General features: G+C 65.3%; 12 protein-coding genes. 9 read left to right on the top strand and 3 right to left on the bottom strand.

Annotated features, from left to right (window positions below; genetic code table 11):
* Positions 1 to 54 precede the first annotated feature (54 nt).
* The 8 genes from iolC to phnN all read left to right on the top strand — a co-directional run bounded on the left by iolC (position 55) and on the right by phnN (position 8,730).
* The gene (gene iolC, locus CK224_RS13765) at positions 55 to 1,989 is read left to right on the top strand and encodes a 5-dehydro-2-deoxygluconokinase (protein ID WP_095782145.1); all 1,935 of its coding nucleotides are present in this window, start codon (positions 55 to 57) and stop codon (positions 1,987 to 1,989) included.
* Between the two features lie 51 nt (positions 1,990 to 2,040).
* Positions 2,041 to 3,891: a 3D-(3,5/4)-trihydroxycyclohexane-1,2-dione acylhydrolase (decyclizing) gene (iolD, locus tag CK224_RS13770; protein ID WP_095782146.1), complete on the top strand. Its 1,851-nt coding sequence runs from the start codon at positions 2,041 to 2,043 to the stop codon at positions 3,889 to 3,891.
* Positions 3,892 to 4,062: 171 nt separating this feature from the next.
* Positions 4,063 to 4,977: a myo-inosose-2 dehydratase gene (gene iolE, locus CK224_RS13775; RefSeq protein WP_067002856.1), complete on the top strand. Its 915-nt coding sequence runs from the start codon at positions 4,063 to 4,065 to the stop codon at positions 4,975 to 4,977.
* Positions 4,978 to 5,040: 63 nt separating this feature from the next.
* Positions 5,041 to 5,253, top strand: a complete 213-nt coding sequence (locus CK224_RS13780; protein WP_067003268.1) for a hypothetical protein — start codon at positions 5,041 to 5,043, stop codon at positions 5,251 to 5,253.
* Positions 5,254 to 5,266: 13 nt separating this feature from the next.
* Entirely contained in the window at positions 5,267 to 6,079 is an 813-nt protein-coding gene (iolB, locus tag CK224_RS13785; RefSeq protein ID WP_095782147.1) for a 5-deoxy-glucuronate isomerase, read from the top strand.
* 150 nt (positions 6,080 to 6,229) lie between these two features.
* Positions 6,230 to 6,937: a DUF1045 domain-containing protein gene (locus CK224_RS13790; protein ID WP_095782148.1), complete on the top strand. Its 708-nt coding sequence runs from the start codon at positions 6,230 to 6,232 to the stop codon at positions 6,935 to 6,937.
* Between the two features lie 30 nt (positions 6,938 to 6,967).
* Positions 6,968 to 8,107 carry an alpha-D-ribose 1-methylphosphonate 5-triphosphate diphosphatase gene (locus tag CK224_RS13795; protein ID WP_095776909.1) on the top strand — a complete coding sequence of 380 codons (1,140 nt, stop codon included), beginning with the start codon at positions 6,968 to 6,970 and terminating at the stop codon, positions 8,105 to 8,107.
* Positions 8,104 to 8,730, top strand: a complete 627-nt coding sequence (gene phnN / locus CK224_RS13800) for a phosphonate metabolism protein/1,5-bisphosphokinase (PRPP-forming) PhnN (protein WP_067002849.1) — start codon at positions 8,104 to 8,106, stop codon at positions 8,728 to 8,730. The genes CK224_RS13795 and phnN overlap by 4 nt, the downstream gene beginning before the upstream one ends.
* A 131-nt stretch (positions 8,731 to 8,861) precedes the next feature.
* On the opposite strand, the gene CK224_RS13805 is transcribed toward phnN, so the two are convergent.
* From CK224_RS13805 to CK224_RS13815, 3 genes are all read right to left on the bottom strand, one after another.
* Entirely contained in the window at positions 8,862 to 9,857 is a 996-nt protein-coding gene (locus tag CK224_RS13805; protein ID WP_067323934.1) for an ABC transporter permease, read from the bottom strand.
* On the bottom strand, positions 9,854 to 11,419 hold the full coding sequence (locus tag CK224_RS13810) for a sugar ABC transporter ATP-binding protein (protein ID WP_095782372.1): 1,566 nt from the start codon (positions 11,417 to 11,419) through the stop codon (positions 9,854 to 9,856). Before CK224_RS13810 ends, CK224_RS13805 begins: the two co-directional genes overlap by 4 nt.
* 121 nt (positions 11,420 to 11,540) lie before the next feature.
* Entirely contained in the window at positions 11,541 to 12,503 is a 963-nt protein-coding gene (locus CK224_RS13815) for a sugar-binding protein (RefSeq protein WP_095782149.1), read from the bottom strand.
* Positions 12,504 to 13,046: 543 nt separating this feature from the next.
* Between CK224_RS13815 and CK224_RS13820 the strand changes: the two genes are divergently transcribed.
* On the top strand, positions 13,047 to 14,162 hold the full coding sequence (locus tag CK224_RS13820) for a LacI family DNA-binding transcriptional regulator (protein WP_176477919.1): 1,116 nt from the start codon (positions 13,047 to 13,049) through the stop codon (positions 14,160 to 14,162).
* Positions 14,163 to 14,222 lie beyond the last annotated feature (60 nt).

Below are 14,222 nucleotides of genomic sequence, written 5' to 3' on the forward strand. Positions count from 1 at the left end.
GCGTGCTGCCCAAAACGACGCTGCTCTGCACAACAAAGCCGATGGGAGGTTCGAATGGGCGAAGCCGTGGAAGCGAAATATCCGCCGCTCGACGTCATCACGATCGGCCGCGCCTCTGTCGATCTCTACGGCCAGCAGATCGGCTCGCGTCTGGAGGACATAACCTCCTTCGCCAAGTCGGTCGGCGGCTGCCCGGCCAATATCTCCGTCGGCACGGCAAGGCTCGGCCTGCGCTCGGCGCTGCTCACTCGCGTCGGCGACGAGCAGATGGGCCGCTTCATCCGCGAGCAGCTCAGGCGTGAGGGCGTCTCGGTCGACGGCCTGAAGACCGACAAGGAACGGCTGACGGCGCTGGTGCTGCTTTCCGTCGAGGACGAAGGCGTCTCGCCGATGATTTTTTATCGTTCGGATTGCGCCGATATGGCGCTCGCCGAAGAGGACATCGACGAGGCTTTCATCGCCTCGGCGCGCGCCGTGGTCGTCACCGGCACCCATTTCTCGCGTCCCAACTCGGATGCCGCACAGCGCAAGGCGATCCGTTTGATGAAGGCCAAGGGCGGCAAGGTCGTGTTCGACATCGACTACCGCCCGAACCTCTGGGGGCTCGCCGGCCATGCAGAGGGCTTCGAGCGCTACGTCAAGTCGGACCGGGTCTCGGCGCAGCTGAAGACGGTGCTGCCCGATTGCGACCTCATCGTCGGCACCGAGGAGGAAATCATGATCGCCTCCGGCGCCGACGATTGTCTGAGCGCGCTTAAGACGATCCGCACGCTGTCGGCCGCTACCATCGTGCTCAAGCGCGGTGCCAAAGGCTGCATCGTCTATGACGGGCCGATCAGCGACGACCTCGAGGACGGCGTCGTCGGCGAGGGCTTCCCGATCGAGATCTACAACGTGCTCGGCGCCGGCGACGCCTTCATGTCGGGCTTCCTGCGCGGCTGGCTCGGCGGCGAAAGCTTTGCCACGGCGGCGACCTGGGCCAATGCCTGCGGCGCCTTCGCCGTGTCGCGCCTGCTGTGCGCGCCGGAATATCCCACCTTCGAAGAGCTGCAGTTCTTTCTGAAGCACGGCAGCAAGCATCTGGCGCTGCGCAAGGACGAGGCGATCAACCACATCCACTGGGCGACGACGCGCCGGCGCGACATCCCTTCGCTGATGGCGCTCGCTTGCGACCATCGCGTCCAGCTGGAAGATGTCGCCGCCAGGGTCGGTGCAGATGTCTCGCGCATCCCCGACTTCAAGGTGCTCACCGTCAAGGCGGCGGCCAAGGTCGCCGCCGGTCGCGACGGCTACGGCATGCTGATCGATGAGAAATACGGCCGCGAGGCCATGTTCGAATTCGCCCGCCATCCCTTTGCCTGGCTCGGTCGGCCGGTCGAATTGCCCGGATCGCGGCCGCTGCGCTTCGAATTCTCGCAGGACGTCGGCTCGCAGCTCACCGAATGGCCGGTCGACCATTGCATCAAGTGCCTCTGCTTCTATCATCCGGATGATCCGGAAGCGCTGAAGACAGAGCAGCAGCAAAAACTGCGAGCCCTGTTCGAGGCGGCGCGGAAAGTGGGCAGGGAACTGCTCGTCGAGATCATCGCCGGCAAGCACGGCACGCTGGACGACGCCACCATTCCGCGCGCCCTTGAAGAACTCTATGCGCTGGGCATCAAGCCCGACTGGTGGAAGCTCGAGCCGCAGGCCTCGGCAGGCGCCTGGGCCAGGATAGAGCAGGTGATCGTCAAGCACGATCCGTGGTGCCGCGGCGTCGTGCTGCTCGGTCTGGAGGCGCCGCAGGACGAGCTGGTCGCAGCCTTTGCCGCCACCGCCAATGCGCCGGTCGTCAAGGGATTTGCGGTCGGTCGCACCATCTTTGTCAATGCCGCCGAACAATGGCTGGCCGGCAAGATCTCGGATGACGAGGCTGTCGCCGACATGGCCTCGCGCTTCGAGCAATTGACCGAGGCATGGCTTGCAGCGCGCGGCCGCAAAGCAGCATAAGAAGAACGGGCAGCATATTAGGCGGCACAGGGAAAGCCGGAGGAAACGACAATGACCAAGACCGTTCGCCTGACGATGGCGCAGGCGCTGACCCGCTTTCTCAGCCGCCAGATGACCGAGATCGACGGCATGAAGGCGCCGATCTTCGGCGGCGTCTGGGCGATCTTCGGCCACGGCAATGTCGCCGGCATCGGCGAGGCGCTCTACCAGGTCCGCGACGAGCTGCCGACCTTCCGCGCCCATAACGAGCAGGCGATGGCGCATGCGGCGATTGCTTACGGCAAGGCGAATTTCCGCCGCCGCTTCATGGCCGCGACCACCTCGATCGGCCCCGGCGCGCTCAACATGGTGACGGCTGCGGCGCTCGCCCACGTCAATCGCTTACCGGTGCTGCTGCTTCCCGGCGATGTCTTCGCCAACCGCTTGCCCGACCCGGTGCTGCAGCAGGCCGAAGATTTCTCCGACGGCACGGCGAGCGTCAACGATTGCTTCCGCCCCGTCTCGCGCTATTTCGACCGCATCACGCGGCCGGAGCAGATCATCCCGGCGCTGAACCGCGCCATGCAGGTGCTGACCGATCCGGCCGAATGCGGCCCGGTCACGCTTTCGCTCTGCCAGGACGTGCAGGCGGAGGGCTATGATTATCCGGAAAGCCTGTTTGCCGAGCGCGTCTGGACGCCGCGCCGGCTGCGCCCGGATCGCAACGAACTGGCCGTCGCCGTGGCGGCCCTGAAGAACGCCAAGAAGCCGCTGGTGATCGCCGGCGGCGGCGTCCTCTATTCGCAGGCTTCCGGAGAGCTGGCCAAGCTGGTGCAGGGCGCCGGCATTCCGGTTTGCGAGACCCAAGGCGGCAAATCCTCGCTGCCCGACGATCATCCGCTCAACATGGCGGCCGTCGGCGTCACCGGCACATCAGCGGCCAACCGGCTGGCGGAAGAGGCCGATGTGGTTCTTGCCGTCGGCACCAGGCTGCAGGACTTCACCACCGGCTCCTGGGCGCTGTTCAAGAATGCCGGCCGCACCATCATCGGGCTCAATACCCAGGTCTTCGATGCCGGCAAGCACTGGGCGCTGCCGCTGGTTGCCGACGCCACCGAAGGGCTCGCCGAGCTTTCCGCCGCGCTGAAGGGCTGGAAGGCGCCGACCGCCTGGACCGACAGTGCGCTGAAGGGCAAGACGGAATGGCAGGCTGCCGCCGCCAAGGTGACGGCCTCGACCAACGCCGCCTATCCCTCCGACGCGCAGGTGATCGGCGCCGTGCAGCGCGCGATGGGCTCGGGTGTCACGCTTTTGCATGCCGCCGGCGGGCTGCCCGGCGAATTGCACAAGCTCTGGCAAGCGGGCGCGCCCGGTTCCTATCACGCCGAATACGGCTTCTCGACCATGGGCTACGAGATCGCCGGCGGGCTCGGCGTCAAGATGGCGAAACCCGACCAGGAAGTCGTCGTCATGGTCGGCGACGGCTCCTATCTGATGCTCAATTCCGAGATCGCGACGTCGGTGATGCTCGGCCTGAAACTCACCATCGTGTTGCTCGACAATCGCGGCTATGGCTGCATCAACCGGCTGCAGATGGCGACCGGCGGCGCCAACTTCAACAATCTCCTGAAGGACGCTCGCCACGAGGTGATGCCCGACGTCGACTTCGCCGCCCATGCGGCCAGCCTCGGCGCCGTCGCCGAGAAGGTGGCCTCGATTGCTGAACTCGAGACGGCGCTCGCCAAGGCGAAGGGCAACGACAAGACCACCGTGCTGGTCATCGACACCGATCCGCTGGTGTCGACCGAGGCCGGCGGCCACTGGTGGGATGTTGCCGTGCCGGAAGTCTCGTCGCGGCCGCAGGTGAACGCCGCGCGCAAGGCGTATGACGAGAAAAAGCTCATGCGGAGCTTAGGTGATTGAAGCTGGCACTGCCCCTCACCCTTGCCCTCTCCCCGTGAAGAACGGGGAGAGGGGCCGCCACCGCTGAAGCCTGTCCCTTCTCCCCGTCATTTCCAGGGAGAAGGTGCCGGCAGGCGGATGAGGGCAGCGCCGACGAGCGAAAGTTGAACGATCCGAACCTGGAGTGACGACTTGAAAGCCAAACTGGGCATGTCTCCCATCGCGTGGTGGAACGACGATCTCGTGGAATTGAGCGATGATGTGTCGCTGGAGGAGTGTTTGCGCCAGTCGCGCTCGGCCGGCTTCACCGGCATGGAGATGGGCCGCCGCTTCCCCAACGATCCGAAGGTGATGCTGCCGATCCTGAAAGAGGCCGACGTCACGCTCTGCGGCGGCTGGTTCTCCGGCACGCTGGTCGATGAGGACATGTCGAAGAACAAGGATCGCATCCAGCCGATGATCGACTTGTTCAAGGCGGTCAACGCGCCTTGCATCGTCTATGGCGAGGTCGGCCGCTCCATCCAGGGCGACCGCTCCAAGCCTCTTGCCACCAAGCCACGGCTTTCCGGCGACGAGATGAAGGCCTATGGCCGACGCGTCACCGAATTCGGCGAATGGTGCGCCGACCAGGGTATGCCGCTTTCCTACCATCATCACATGGCGGCCGTGGTCGAGACCGAGCCGGAACTCGATTCCTTCATGCATCATTCCGGCGAGGGCATCCCGCTGCTGCTCGATGCCGGCCATCTCGCCTTCGCCGGCGGCGATGTGTTGCGCGCCATCGACAACCACCACAAGCGCATCAACCACGTCCATGTGAAGGACGTGCGCATGAACGTGATCGACGGGCTCGACCGCACGAAGCAGTCCTTCCTCGATGCCGTCGCGCTCGGCGCCTTCACCGTGCCCGGCGACGGCTCGCTCGATTTCGGCGCGATCGTCCAGCGCTTCGCCGACTACGGCTATGAAGGCTGGTTCGTGGTCGAGGCCGAGCAGGATCCGAAAAAGAACCCGCCGCTGAGGATGGCTGAGGTCGGCCACAAGGAGCTGATGCGGGTGATGACGGCCGCCGGTTATACGGTGGAGACGCAGGGCTTCCCGGCGTAAACGGTGGATTCGTCCGGCCGCTCGGTCTATCTGATGCGTTTGGACAAGTCCCGGATTGGCGCGATGAAAGACTATGAGCACCCCTTCTTCCGACCGCTGTGGCGGCGCATTGCCGTCGTTGCCGTCTGCCTAATCTGGTCGGTGATCGAATTCGCCTCCGGCACGCCGTTCTGGGGTGTAATCGCGCTCGGCTTCGCCGGTTACGCGGTGTGGCAGTTCTTCTACCTCTACAAGCCGGCCGAGGAGCCCAAGCCTCCGGCCGAGCCGAAGGAATGATCCAGGAGACAAAATGTCGAAACTGCTCGTCAAGGCCGACAAGGGCCACGGCCACGTCGCCCACGTCACCCCGCAAAGCGCGGGCTGGACTTACGTGGGTTTCGATCTCCACCGCTTGCGGCCGGGCGAGACGGCCGCCGGCAAGACGGGCGAGCGCGAGGTCTGCCTGGTGTTCGTCACCGGCAAGGGCCAGGCTGCGGCCGGCGGCAAGGATCTCGGCCTGCTCGGCGAGCGCATGTCGCCCTTCGAAGGCAAGCCCTGGTCGGTCTATGTGCCGCAAGGCTCCGACTGGGCAGTGACCGCCGACACCGAGCTGGAGCTTGCCGTCTGCTCGGCGCCCGGTCTTGGCGGCGGCCTGCCCGCTCGCGTCATTGCGCCCGACGATCTCGGTCAGGAAGTGCGCGGCAAGGGCACCAACACCCGCTACGTCACCAACATCCTGCCCGAGGGCAAGCCGGCCGACTCGCTGCTGGTGGTCGAGGTCATCACGCCCGGCGGCCATACCTCCAGCTATCCGCCGCACAAACACGACCAGGACAATCTGCCGGCCGAGTCCTATCTCGAGGAGACCTATTATCACCGCCTCAACCCGCCGCAGGGTTTCGCCTTCCAGCGCGTCTACACCGACGCCGACAGAAATGGCGTGCGCGACCTGGACGAGGCGATGGCGATCGAGGACGGCGATGTCGTGCTGGTGCCCAAAGGCTACCACCCGTGTGCGGCCTGCCACGGCTATGATCTCTATTATCTCAACGTCATGGCCGGCCCGAAGCGGACATGGAAATTCCACAACGCCGCCGAGCATGAGTGGCTGATGAAGGCGTGAGATTTTTCATAGCCCTCAACCTGTTGGTCCAGTTCGGGAAAATCGTCGGCTAAGGACCGCCAGAGCCTGGGTTGCCTTCGAAAACCCATGAAAGCTTCGTCAATCCGTCATGGAAATCACCTATGGCAGCGGGTCTGACGAGGATTTTCGATGCGCTATGCCATTTACTTTACCCCGAGGCAGGATGAGCCGCTGGCGCGGATCGCCGCCAACTGGCTGGGGCGCGACCCGTTCGGCGCGCCGACTCGGCCGGTTGAGGGTGTGGGTGCCCTGTCGGCGGCGGAAGTTGCCTTCCACACCGCCTCGGCTCGGCGCTACGGCTTCCACGCGACGCTGAAGGCGCCGTTCCGGCTGGCGCCCAGCGAATCGGAAGCCTCGCTGCGGGCGGCGCTCGACGATTTCGCCGAGGTCACGCCGCCAGTCGTCATCCCGCGTTTGGTCGTCGGCCAGATCGACGGCTTTTTCGCGCTGGTGCCGGAAAGTCCTTTCGAGCCGCTCAACAGTTTCGCCGGCGAGGTCGTGCGCGCTTTCGACCGCTTCCGCGCGCCGCTGACCGAGGCCGAGATCGAGCGCCGCAGTCCAGACTCGCTGAAGCCGGATGAGTTCCGCAACCTCTGCCAGTGGGGTTATCCCTACGTCTTCGAGACATTCCGCTTCCACATGACGCTCTCCGGACGCGTCGGGCCACAGGAAAGCCCGCGCCTTCGCGCTGCAATCGACAGCCTGTTCGCGGATGTGCTGCAGCGTCCGGTGCCGGTGGATACGCTGACGCTGTTCGTCGAAACCGAACCGCGCGCGCCCTTCATGGTGCTCTCGCACCACGTGCTTGGACGCCGCCCGGCCAGAAAAACCGCCTGATGTCCGCCCGCCTGAGATAGGACTGCTGAAATGACCGCCGAGACCGTTTTGAACAATGCCCGCATCGTGCTGCCCGACGAGATCGTCGCGGGCTCGCTGCTGCTGCGCGATGGGCTGATCGCCGCGATCGAGCCGGGTGCGGCCCGCACCGGCGAGGACATGGGCGGCGACTACATCATCCCAGGTCTCGTCGAACTGCACACCGATCACCTCGAAGGCCATTACGCGCCGCGTCCGAAAGTGCGCTGGAACCCGATCGCCGCCGTGCTCGCCCACGATGCGCAGGTGGCGACCGCCGGCATCACCACGGTGCTCGACGCCTTGCGTGTCGGCATGGACGAGGATGCCGACCTGAAGTCCGACGACGTGCGCAAGCTCGCCGACGCGATCGAGGACAGCGTGCGCCAGGATCGGCTCAGGGCCGACCACTTCATCCATCTGCGCTGCGAGGTCTCGGCGCCGGATTGCCTCGAGGCCTTCGCCAATTTCGAGACCGACCACAGGGTGAAGCTCGCCTCGCTGATGGACCATGCGCCGGGCCAGCGCCAGTTCGTCGATCTCGAGACCTACGCCTATTATTACCAGCGCAAGCTGAAGCTGACCGACCGCGACTTCCAGAAATTCTGCGAGAAGCGTATGGCGGAATCGGCCAAGAATTCCGGGCCGAACCGCGTCTTCATTTCCGCCGCCTGCCGCGAGCGCGGCATCGTGCTTGCCAGCCACGACGATGCGACAGCCGGCCATGTCGACGAGGCGGTGGAGCAGGGCGTGCGCGTTGCCGAATTCCCGACCACCGAGGAGGCGGCGAGGGCCTCGAAGGCGGCAGGCCTGGGAGTGCTGATGGGCGCGCCCAACGTCATGCGCGGCTCCTCGCATTCGGGCAATGTGTCGGCGCGCTCGCTTGCCGGCGACGGTTTGCTCGACATCCTGTCGTCCGACTATATCCCCTTCAGCCTGATTCAGTCCGCCTTCTTCCTCGGCGATGTCGTGGAAGGCATTTCGCTGCCGCAGGCGGTCGCCATGGTCTCGAAGAACCCGGCGGAAGCGGTCGGCCTTAGCGATCGCGGTGTCATCGAGCCCGGCCGGCGCGCCGACCTCGTGCGCGTGCGCGTCGACCAGCATGTGCCGGTCGTGCGCAACGTCTGGCGTCAGGGCAGGCGCGTCGCATGATGGTTTCTGCGCTGATCGAACGAGAGCTCACCGAGACCCTTCCGATCCGCAACGGCGTCTTCGTCGCGGTGGTCGGGCCGAGCGGCGCCGGCAAGGACACGGTGATCGGCTACGCCAGGGCGCATTTTGCCGGCGAGACGCGGCTGGAGTTCGTCCGCCGCGTCATCACCCGTCCGAGCGACTCCGCCAGCGAGGACCACGATACGCTGGCCGACGCCGCCTTCGCCGAGGCGGAAGCGGACGGCGCCTTCGCCATCTGCTGGGACGCGCATGGCCTGCGCTATGGCCTGCCGGCCGATGTCGATTGGGCGATCGCCAATGGTCATGTCGCGGTGGCCAACGTCTCCCGTGCCGTCATCCCGGCGCTGCGTGAGCGCTATGCCAACCTGGCGGTGGTCGAGATCACCGCGGCGCCGGAGATCCTCGCCGAGCGGCTGGCGGCGCGCGGCCGTGAATCGCGCGGCGAAGTGCTGGCGCGTCTGGCGCGCAGCACCAGCGTGACGCTTTCCGGACCGGACGTCACCTCCATCGACAACAGCGGCGCCAGGGAGATCGCCGGCGAGCGCTTCGCCGACGTGCTGCGCAAGGCGATGGCGTTCTCGGACCTTTCGGACATGATCTGACGGGGTGATGCCGGCTTGCGAGTGGGAGGTTGAGCCGAGACTTGTTGATGTCGGCGCCAACGTCCAAAAAATGTGTGCAGCACGCGAAGTTGAAATTTGCGCCGCTGCCTGCCGAGATCGGACGAGGGAAGCTACTCCGCCGGCGCGCCGGCGACATTCCGGCGCGACGCCTCCATCATCCGGCGCCGGGCGCGGAACACGCCCCACTGCTGGTCGACCAGCACGCCGATCAGGATGACGCCGCCCATCACCGCGAAGTTCAGGGAGGACGGGATGCCGAGCAGATTGACGAGGTTTTGCAGTTCCTGCAGCAGCACGGTGCCGAGGATGACGCCTACCAGCGAGCCCTCGCCGCCGCGCAGCGAGAAGCCGCCAAGCACCGCCGCGGCGATGGCGTAGAGCTCATAGAACTGGCCGTGACTCGCCGGCGAGATCGAGCGCGTGTACATGGCGAAGTAGATCGCCGACAGCGCCGTCAGCACACCGCAGATCACGTATGCCGCGATCACCACGCGCCCGGTGCGAATGCCCGAATACTTCGCCGCTTCCTCATTCTTGCCGATGGCATAGAGATAGCGCCCGAACACCGAGCGGTGCAGCACCACCCACATGACGATGGCGATCACGATCAGCGCGATGAAGGAATTCGGCAACCCGCCGGAGCGGCCGGCGGTCAGGAATTCGAGATCCGGGAAATTCTGGCCGAAAGCGAAGCCCGCCGTGCCGTCGGCGGTGTAGAAACGGGCGACGCCGCGGTAGATCAGCAGGCCGCAAAGCGTCACCACGAAAGGCTGCATCTTGAGCCGCGTGATCAGCCAGCCATGCACGAAGCCGATGATGGCGCCGAGCACGATGATCAGCACGAAGGCCAACGGCCAGTCCATCTCGCGCACGGCGATGAAGTCGATGAACAGCGTGCCGAGCAGCGCGATCAGCGAACCGACCGAAAGCTCGATGCCGCCGGTGATAATGACGAAGGCCTGGCCGATCGAAAGGATGCCGAACAGCGCGACCAGGTTTGAGGTGTTGGCGAGATTGATCGTCGACAGGAAGCGCGGATTTATAGCCGTGACCACCGCGCCGACCACCAGGATCAGGACCAGCAGGCCGAGGTCTTTCTTGCTCATTGCGCTCCTCCCGCGGCTTGCGCCAGCTTCGGCTTCTTGCCCACCGCCAGCAACAGCACGTTCTCCTGGCTGAAATCGTCCCGGTCGAGGATGCCGGAGATCTGCCCCTCATGCATGACCGCGATGCGGTCCGAGACGCCGATCACCTCCTCCATGTCGCTGGAGATCATCAGCACCGCGACGCCGGCATCGGCCAGCGCCCGCATCAGCGCGTAGATCTCGGCCTTGGCGCCGATATCGATGCCGCGCGTCGGCTCGTCGAGGATCATCACCTTGGGGTTCATCGCCAGCCATTTGGCCAGAACCACCTTCTGCTGGTTGCCGCCGGACAGCGTGCCGGTGCGGGTCAGGACCGATGGCGCCTTGATGCCGAGATCCTTCTTCTGCTTCTCGGCGGTGGCGAGCTCCGCGCTGGTCGACACCAGCGAGCGCTTCGCATGCGCCGGCATATTGGGCAGCGAAATGTTTTGTGCGATCGAGAGGTCGAGCAGGATGCCGGTCAGCTTGCGGTCTTCGGGTACCAGGAAGATGCCGCTCGCCACCGCATCGGCGGCCGATCCGACATTGAGCGCCTTGCCGTCCAGCGCGACACTGCCGCCGAGCCGCTCGTCGATGCCGAACAGGACGCGCGCGAGCTCCGTGCGGCCGGAGCCGACCAGGCCGGCAAGCCCGAGGATTTCGCCGCGCCGAAGCTCCAGGTCGACCGGGTGGTCGGGATAGGCGCTGGTGCGCACCGCTGTCGCCGAGAGTGCGACGCCGCCCGGCGCGCGACCCGCCTCCGCTGCTTTCTCGCGCTCCTTCAGCATGCGCCCGATCATCAGCTTGACCATCTGGTCGTGATTGATGTCGCTCTTCGGCAGCGTGCCGGCCAGCATGCCGTCGCGCAGCACCACGACGCGGTCGGCGACGCGCTCGACCTCGTGCAGGCGGTGCGAGATGAAGATGACGCTGATGCCTTCCGCCCGCAGTCCCTTGATCACGTCGAGCAGCTTTTCGGTCTCGGCGATCGGCAGGCTGGAGGTCGGCTCGTCGAGGATCACCAGCCGCGCCTTGATCGACAGCGCCTTGGCGATCTCGACCATCTGCTGCTGCGCCAGCGACAGGGAGGCGACCGGCGCGTCGGTCGAGAAATTGGCGCCGACGCGTTTCAGGAGCGGCGCCACCATCTCGCGCAGCTTGGCGCGGTCGACCAGCCTCAGCGGCCCGGCCTTCAGCGGCTCGCGGCCGAAGAAGATGTTGGCGGCGACGTCGAGGTTTTCGAACAGGTTGAGTTCCTGATGCACGAAGGCGATGCCGGAGCCGATGCTGGCTTCCACGGTCAAGCCGTCATGCGCGACGCCGTCGACGGTGACGGTGCCGCTGTCCGGCCGCGTCACGCCGCCGAGGATCTTCATCAATGTCGATTTGCCGGCGCCGTTCTCGCCGACCAGCCCGATCACCTCGCCCGGCCTGACCTGCATCGAGAAGCCGTCCAGTGCCACGACGCCGGGATAGGTCTTGCGCACGGCCTCGAGGCTCAGGAACGGAGCGGATTGGACGATGGATGGGTCGGAATAATTCATCACGCCATTGTTCATCGCGCTTATCGGCAGCCGGTAGGCTGCAGACTGACGGGCCGCATGCGGCCCGTCAATACGGACGCCGGCTCAAGGCGAAGCTTGAGCCGGCGCAACTGTGCATCGATTACTTGCCGGCCATCGCCTTCAGGTTGGCGGCATAGGCGTCGACATCGTCCTTGCCGATGATCTTGGTCGGCACGATGATCAGGCCGTTGGCCGGAATGCCCGACTTGTCGCCCTTGAGGTAGGCGGCCATCAGCTTCATGCCCTGATAGGCCCATTCGAAGGGCTGCTGCACCACGGTCGCGGCAACCGTGCCTTCCTTGACGCCGCCCAGCGTGATCGGATCGTCGTCGAAGCCGACGACGGTGATCTGGCCGAGCTTGCCGGCGTCGCGCAGCGCCTCATAGATGCGCGGCGTATTGTAGGAGTAGAAGCCCACCATGCAGGTGATGTCGGGGCTGGCGACCAGCGCGTCCTCGACATTCTTCTTGGCCCGCGCCTGGTCGATGTCGTCGCCGCGCACGTCCACCAGCTCGATCTTGCTGCCGGCAAGCCCCTCCTTCATGCCCTCGATGCGCTCCTTGGCATTGTCGGCGCCGAGCAGGCCGACGAAGCCCAGGCACTTGCCGCCGTTCGGCATCGCCTTCTTGGCGATCTCGGCCGCCTGCTTGCCGGCATCGACGTTGGACGAGCCGATATAGGCGACGCGCTTGGTCTGCGGGGCGTCGCTATCGGTGGTGAACAGAGCGGTCTCGGACGCGATCTTGTTCAGCCCGTCGGTCGAGGTCTTGGGGTCGACCGCCGACACCATGATGCCCTTCACGCCGGCCGTCACCAAGTCGTCCATCAGCCGCTGCTGGATGGCGACCGACGACTGCTCGGGATATTTCAGCTCGAGATTGTAGTCGGTCAGTTCGCCCTGCGCCTTCTTCACGCCGGCTTCCGCCGCCTTCCAGAAGTCTGACGCGCCGTTGACGACGAAGGCCAGCGTCGGCTTGTCGTCGGCGCGCACGGCTGCGCTGGCCGTCAGGCCAATAGCCAAGGCCGCCGCGGCGACGGACGCGTTGCGTATCATGGATTTCATGCTTCAACCTCCCTTTTGAAACTCATCGCTGATGTCTCGGCTGCGGCCTGGACGCCCTCCTCCTCAAGGGTCTGGCACCTAAGGTCCGGGGCCGATCCAGCCGCGACCGAAACACTAGACACAGATTTGACGTTCGTAAATAGTCCGATTTGTCTGACATTTTCGTGAGGATGAGGGCAGCCCTCTTCCGGCAAATTGCCGGGCAGCGAACCTGCGCTCCTCCCAGATGCCGTCGCCGCAGCTCGCCCGGCGACGCGTTGACAGTAGATCGCTTACCGATATTAGTAAATAGTATTAGTAGCGGGATCGGACCGGCACACCAACACGGCGAACCGGGTGCCGCGGTGGGCGCCGGCGGAAGCAGGATTTGCGCTGGTCGGGTCGGCAAAACTCGGGAAAAATGACAGCTTTGCTGACCTTTTTGGCCATTTTGTCGCCGCGTGCCGTGGCTGGTGCCAACGCCCTTTTTAGTGATAATAGTTATAAGCATTCCTGCTGGGTGGCGGGCTTTGCGTAACAGCCCGGCAGGTTTGGGAAACGACCATGAGCGAACCGACGCAACTGCGCGATCCACGGGAAACGTCCAGACGCCGCAAGGCCTCGGCCAAGCCCAAGGGCCGGGTCACCATGACCGATATAGCGAGGGCCGCCGGCTGTTCGCAGGCGACGGTCTCTTTCGTGCTCAACAATTCGCCGGGCATCAGGCTGTCGCGGCAGACGCGCGACCGTGTGATCGAGGCAGCTAGAGCGCTGGGCTATTCGCCGCCGGTCTTTTCAGCTTTGCGTCCGCCCGTCACGCCCTTCGAAGGACTGGATGGCGTCATCGGCTTTGCCGTCGATCAGCTCGCCACCAGCCCCGAGGCGGTTGTGGCCATCGAGGGCGCGCGGCAGGCCTCCTGGAATGCCGGCAACGTGCTCTTGGTGGCGCAGACCATGGGTGACGCCGTCATGGAGCCGCGTGCCATCCAGGCGCTCACCCGGCGCGGCCTCTCGGCGCTGATCTACATGACCATCTTCACCCGCGAGATCACCGCGCCCGAGTTCCTCTACAGCCTCGACATTCCGGTCATCCTGCTCAACTGCTACACCGCCGACTATGCCTTTCCGGCCGTGGTGCCCTCCGAGATCGCGGGCGGCCAGAGCTCCACCCGGCATCTGATCAGCCGCGGCCACCGCCGCATCGCCACCATCACCGGCGAACCCTGGATGCAGGCGGCGCAGGATCGGCTGAAGGGCTATCGCCGCGCTTTGGCCACCGCCGACATCCCCTTCGATCCGGACCTGGTGGTGGAGGGCGACTGGTCGGCCAGCGCCGGCTATGCCGCGACGGTGAAGCTGCTTGCGCTGAAGGAACGCCCGACCGCCATCTTCTGCCAGAACGACCGCACGGCGATCGGCTGTTACGAGGCGCTGAAGGAGGCCGGCCTGCATATCCCCGGCGACATTTCCGTGATCGGCTATGACGACGAGGAGATCGCCCGCCACCTCTTCCCGCCGCTGACGACATCGATCCTGCCGCATCTGGCGATGGGCCAATGGGCGATCGAGCAATTGGAGGCACCGCCGCCGCCCGGCCGTGGCCGCTATCCCATCACCAAGCTTGAATGCCCCTTGGTGGAGCGCGAGAGCGTGGGAGCCTGCCTCGCACAATTCCGGTGACCCCGTCTTGATCCAGGCCTATGATGGACTGCGCGTGTTCCTTTCCTGACACAGGAAAAA

The organism is Mesorhizobium sp. WSM3862 (assembly GCF_002294985.1).
In the GTDB taxonomy this organism is placed as follows: Bacteria; Pseudomonadota; Alphaproteobacteria; order Rhizobiales; family Rhizobiaceae; genus Mesorhizobium.

Excerpts from the sequence above, each read along its gene's own strand:
- iolC (WP_095782145.1), top strand. The coding sequence starts at position 55 with ATGGGCGAAGCCGTGGAAGCGAAATATCCGCCGCTCGACGTCATCACG.
- iolD (WP_095782146.1), top strand. The coding sequence starts at position 2,041 with ATGACCAAGACCGTTCGCCTGACGATGGCGCAGGCGCTGACCCGCTTT.
- CK224_RS13780 (WP_067003268.1), top strand. The coding sequence starts at position 5,041 with ATGAAAGACTATGAGCACCCCTTCTTCCGACCGCTGTGGCGGCGCATT.
- iolB (WP_095782147.1), top strand. The coding sequence starts at position 5,267 with ATGTCGAAACTGCTCGTCAAGGCCGACAAGGGCCACGGCCACGTCGCC.
- CK224_RS13790 (WP_095782148.1), top strand. The coding sequence starts at position 6,230 with ATGCGCTATGCCATTTACTTTACCCCGAGGCAGGATGAGCCGCTGGCG.
- CK224_RS13795 (WP_095776909.1), top strand. The coding sequence starts at position 6,968 with ATGACCGCCGAGACCGTTTTGAACAATGCCCGCATCGTGCTGCCCGAC.
- phnN (WP_067002849.1), top strand. The coding sequence starts at position 8,104 with ATGATGGTTTCTGCGCTGATCGAACGAGAGCTCACCGAGACCCTTCCG.
- CK224_RS13805 (WP_067323934.1), bottom strand. The coding sequence starts at position 9,857 with ATGAGCAAGAAAGACCTCGGCCTGCTGGTCCTGATCCTGGTGGTCGGC.
- CK224_RS13810 (WP_095782372.1), bottom strand. The coding sequence starts at position 11,419 with ATGAATTATTCCGACCCATCCATCGTCCAATCCGCTCCGTTCCTGAGC.
- CK224_RS13815 (WP_095782149.1), bottom strand. The coding sequence starts at position 12,503 with ATGAAATCCATGATACGCAACGCGTCCGTCGCCGCGGCGGCCTTGGCT.
- CK224_RS13820 (WP_176477919.1), top strand. The coding sequence starts at position 13,047 with ATGAGCGAACCGACGCAACTGCGCGATCCACGGGAAACGTCCAGACGC.